This window comes from Verrucomicrobiota bacterium, from assembly GCA_016871675.1.
GTDB lineage: Bacteria > Verrucomicrobiota > Verrucomicrobiia > Limisphaerales > VHCN01 > VHCN01.
In genome coordinates this window covers 1-4,794 of sequence record VHCN01000115.1, presented here as the reverse complement: position 1 = coordinate 4,794, position 4,794 = coordinate 1, and the positions used below count along the sequence as shown (strand labels likewise).

Below are 4,794 nucleotides of genomic sequence, written 5' to 3'. Positions count from 1 at the left end.
GTGAAGTTCCGGACTGTGTGTCGCGACGCAGATGATCCCGGCGCCGCGAGTCAAGAACCGGCCCTGCAACACCTCGGCTTCGGCTCGAGCAGTCGGGAGCGCTTGGCGTGCCGGCAAGCTGGGCCGCGAGCGGCGCGACGGTGTCGGACAACGGCACGACCAAGTCGATGACCATTCCCGTCGCGCCCGGCTATCGGTTTTTCCGGCTGCGCAAGCCGTGACGGCGAAAGTGGCAGCGTCTCACCATCCCATCGCGGGATCCGGATTTAGAGCGGGCTGACGGAACTCCTCCCGGAGTGGAAGAAACCCGGCGCGCCCGGCGGCTCACCGACGTAAGCGGGGACGTCATCCGCAAGGCGCTCGCCTGACCGCGGCGACACTCCGCGCTCGCGCCCGGTGTTCGCGCCTGCTATCACCCCGCGGCATGAAAGCCCTCCTCGGACTGTTCTCGCTCGCCGCGGCCACTTCGCTCCACGCCGCCCCTTACGACCTGCTGCTTCGCAACGGGCGCGTCGCCGACGGCTCGGGAAATCCAGCTTACTTCGCGGACGTCGCCGTGAGGGACGGCCGCATCGCCGCCATCGGGAAACTGGCCGGGGACGCGAAGCGCACGGTGGATTGCAAGGGGCACTTCATCGCGCCGGGTTTCGTGGACGTCCACACGCACGCCGAGGGCATCGAGGACTTGCCGCTCGCGGAGAATTTCGTGCGCATGGGCGTGACCACGCTGGTGCTCGGCAACTGCGGCGGCTCCAAGCTCGACCTCGACGCCTACTTCAAGGAGCTCGAAGCCACAAACATCTCCGCAAACGTCTGCTCGCTCATCGGCCACAACACCGTGCGCTCGTCCGCGATGGGCGGGAGCTTCATGCGCCCGCCGAACGCCGACGAACTCACGAAGATGAAATCGCTCGTCGAGAAGGCCATGAAGGACGGCGCGGTCGGCTTGAGCACGGGGCTCATCTATTTGCCGGGGTCATTCGCGAAGACGGACGAGATCGCGGCGCTTGCGCGCGTGGCGGCCGCGCGCGACGGCATCTACTCGAGCCACATGCGGCATGAGGACACGCGCATTCAGTCCGCGCTTGAGGAGCTCTTCACCATCGCGCGCGAGGCGGGCATCCGGGCGAACATCTCGCACATCAAGCTGAGCGGGAAGGCCGCCTGGGGCCGCACGGCCGAGGTGCTCGCGGCGATCGAACGGGCGCGCGCCGCCGGGCTCGACATCACGCAGGACCAGTATCTTTATCCCGCGAGCAGCACGAGCATCAGCACGCTCATTCCCGGCGAGTTCCGCGAGGGCGGGTCGAAGGAGTTTTCCGAGCGCCTCGCCGACCCGCGGAAGAAGGCCGAAATGGTGGCCGCGATGAAGAAGGCGATGCTCGCCCGCGGGCACGAGAGCTACGACTACGTCGCCATCGCCAGCTACCGGCGCAACGCGCAGCTCAACGGGCTTCGGCTGCCCGAGGCCGCAAAAAAGGTGCGCGGTTCCGCGACGCTCGACGACCAGATCGAGCTCGTGCTCGACATCCAGAACCACGGCGGCTGCTCGTGCGTGTTCTTCGGCATGGATGAGCAGGACTTGCAGAAGTATCTCGCCCACCCGAACACCATGTTCGCGAGCGACAGCGGCGTGCGGAAGTTCGGCGAGGGCGTCCCGCACCCGCGCGGCTACGGCAACAACGCGCGCGTGCTCGGCCGCTACGTGCGCGAATTGAAACTGCTCACGCCCGAGGATGCCGTGCGTCGCATGAGTTCCCTCCCGGCGACGACGTTTCGCTTGAATGACCGCGGCTTCATCCGCGTTGGCGCATGGGCGGACCTTGTGGTCTTCAATCCCGCGACCGTGAAGGACAACGCGACCTTTGAATCGCCGCATCACTACGCCACCGGGTTCAAGCTCGTCACGGTCAATGGCGTTCCGGTCGTCGAGGACGACCAGCACACGCAGGCGCGGCCCGGGAAATGTCTCCGTCATGAGCCTGCCAGGTAGCTCCGACGCCCGCTTGCGCGATGCGATCGCGAATCGCGGGATTCTCGACGCGGGAGCCGGGCGGGTTCCTCGCGATGCGGGTTACTTCTCCAGCCCCAGCAGCTTCAAACTGTCGCGGTGGATCATCGCCTCGATTTGGTTCACGTCGAGGCGCGGGAGCTTCGTGCCTTCGAGCATGTCGTTGAGTTTGCGGAGGCCCTCGATCGACGCGTTCACCGTCGTGAACGGGTAGTCGGTGCCGAAGAGGAGCTTGTGCCACACGCCGTATTCCTGCGCGAGCATCAGGCTGTGGTAGAGCTGGAAGGGCCGGTAGTGCAGCGCGCTCACGTCGGCGAAGACGTTGTCGTGCTTGCGAATCGTGACGACGCACTCGGCTTCGTAGGGATGGCCGAGGTGCGCGAGGATGATTTTGACGCCGGGGAATTTCAGCGCGACCGGCTCGATGAGGCGCGGCAGCGTGAAGGCCAGCGGTGCCTGGGCGATGAAGGTCGTGCCCGCGTGAAGCAGCACGGGCAGGCCGCGTTGCTCGGCGTAGCGCCAGAGCGGGGCCAGGCGCGGGTCGTCCATGCTGAAGCCGGCATACATCGGCAGGAGCTTGATGCCGCGCAGGCCGAGTTCCTCGTGGCCCGCCCGCAGCTCGCGCTCCCAGCCGTCCTGCGTCGGGTCCACGGAGAGGAAGCCGATGAGCCGGTCCGGATGCGCGGCGACGTAGTCCGCGACGTGGCGGTCATCCACCCACAAGCCGCTCAGGCGCGCCTTGCCGCCGAAGACGATGGTGCGCGTGTCCGCCGGCGCGCTGGCCGCGTAGTCCTCGAACCGCACGCGCAAGTCCACCGGCTGCCCGCCCCGCGCCCGCTGCGCCTGCCGGATGAAGTCGGCGGAGAAGTCCTCCGGGAACCGCCAGCAGTGCCGGTGGGTGTGGCCGGTGAAACCGTATGCTTCCAAGGTGAATCGCGCAGGAATTCGTCGCAACGCAATCAACCTTCGGGGCTTTGACAGCACCCCCCAGCCCATTACACTCGCCCCATGCCCCAAGTGTTCAATGCCGCATGAAGGCGAAGCTCACAACCGAGATCGAAAGATCGCTGAATCAGATTGAAGAGCACTCCAAGAAGCGGCTAACGGCGGTTGGTAGTTCATGAGCATTCTAGTCATTCCATGCTTCATCCGAGCCCAATCGGACGTGGATTGCCTACACAGGCTGCTCGACAGCGTTCGGGGCCAGTCGAAGCCGTTTGAGAAGGTTTACGTGGTGGACGATGCGAGCCCGCTTAAGTATGAAGTCGGTCGTCACTCCGTGGAGCATATTGTTCTCGAAAGTAACGGCGGGCCAGCCCGAGCGAGGAACGTCGCTATCAACAGGGCCTTGGAGGATAAGGCGGAACACATATTGTTCACCGACCACGACTGCATTCTCGAAACGGATTGGAACGCGGAGATGACATCATTCTTGATCCGGACGGAGTTCGCAGCCGTTGGAGGCATGACTTACTCGTGGGGCAAGACCTTGTTGGACTACTATCACGACATCAACGGCACGCTCGCGGGCAAATGGCTGCTGCCGGACAGGAAGGAGCTTTGGTATATGCCTTCGCTGAACTTTGGCATGAAGGCCTTCGCAGCCGAGCAGTTTCCGTTCGATGAGAGGTTTCCGAGCGCCGCAGGCGAGGACGTGGACCTCTGCCTGCGCCTTCGCAGCAAATACAAGATCGGTTTCTGCCCAACCGCGAAACTCTGGCACGATTACGGATACAAGAGCACCATCACGGGCTTTGCACGGTTCGTGCGCCTGTTCAAAAAATACAAAAGTTCAAGCGCCACACTTTACGAAGGGCACACCGTGCTGATGTGGGACTCATCCGAATCCATCTACGAGGGAAACATCCATGAGCCTCGTTTACAGGTTTAAGGCCAACCACCCGAATTTTACCCATACGCTCCAAGATTACGTCGGAGAAATGGTGCCATTTGCTAGGCGGGTGAAGAACCCGCTCCTCGTCGCCCCGCTGGTATTGCTGAAGTCAATCGAGTGGAGCATCTATCGTTGGCACAAGACGCCGCTCCGCAGGCTCTACGGGATCAAGAGCAACGAACTGATCTACATGATCACCAATGCCTGCAACGACCGCTGTCCGAAATGTGGCATCTGGGAGCGGCCGGAACCCAAGAACCAGCACTTGATGATCAACCATTTCATCACCTGCCTGAAGCGGCTCCATCACAACCTGTATCAGGTGACGCTGACCGGCGGTGAGCCTTTGCTGTTCAAGCGAGACGTCGTGCTCATCGCCGAAGAGGCCAGGAAACTCGGCGTGCCGATGGTGACTGTCACCAACGCGCGGTTGCTGGATGAGACGTTCCTCACACACTACAAGGAACTGGGCCACATTCTGGTCATCTCGATTGATTCAGTGGAGAGGAGCAAGTGGAACGAATTCAGGGGCACCGTGAGCTTTGACATCGTCATGCCGAAGATTCTGCTGGCGAAGCGGATTTTGGGTGATCAGTTGCGCATCCAATCCGTGCTTTCCAAGGAGTCAGAGAAGGAAATCCCGAAAGTCGCCGAGTGGTGCCGGCAGCATGGGTTGCAGCACAATGTCCAACTGTATCAGGACTTCGGAGCCTACAACTGGAACAACGCGGTCACTCCGAAGGAGATGGTGGACGACGGGACTCCCTGCGCGGCGAGGAAAAACATCTGCATCTACCCAAACGGCGACGTGGTGAAATGCTTCGATCACCGCCGAATCCCACTCGCCAAAGAGCCGCTTGGCAACATCGCCAAGCAAGACATCATTGAG

At 62.5% G+C, this 4,794-nt stretch carries 4 protein-coding genes; 3 read left to right on the top strand and 1 reads right to left on the bottom strand.

Annotation, left to right across the window (positions count from 1 at the left end):
* The first annotated feature begins 424 nt into the window (after positions 1–424).
* Positions 425–1,993: a D-aminoacylase gene (locus tag FJ386_14955; protein MBM3877985.1), complete on the top strand. Its 1,569-nt coding sequence runs from the start codon at positions 425–427 to the stop codon at positions 1,991–1,993.
* Between the two features lie 81 nt (positions 1,994–2,074).
* Here FJ386_14955 and FJ386_14950 read toward each other — a convergent pair whose 3' ends face one another.
* On the bottom strand, positions 2,075–3,007 hold the full coding sequence (locus FJ386_14950) for an amidohydrolase (protein MBM3877984.1): 933 nt from the start codon (positions 3,005–3,007) through the stop codon (positions 2,075–2,077).
* Between the two features lie 124 nt (positions 3,008–3,131).
* Between FJ386_14950 and FJ386_14945 the strand changes: the two genes are divergently transcribed.
* A complete protein-coding gene (locus FJ386_14945) occupies positions 3,132–3,902 on the top strand; it encodes a glycosyltransferase family 2 protein (GenBank protein ID MBM3877983.1) in 771 nt (256 codons plus the stop codon).
* Positions 3,880–4,794, top strand: a 915-nt coding sequence (locus FJ386_14940) for a radical SAM protein (GenBank protein MBM3877982.1), incomplete at its 3' end; no start/stop codon positions are given. The genes FJ386_14945 and FJ386_14940, both read left to right, overlap by 23 nt.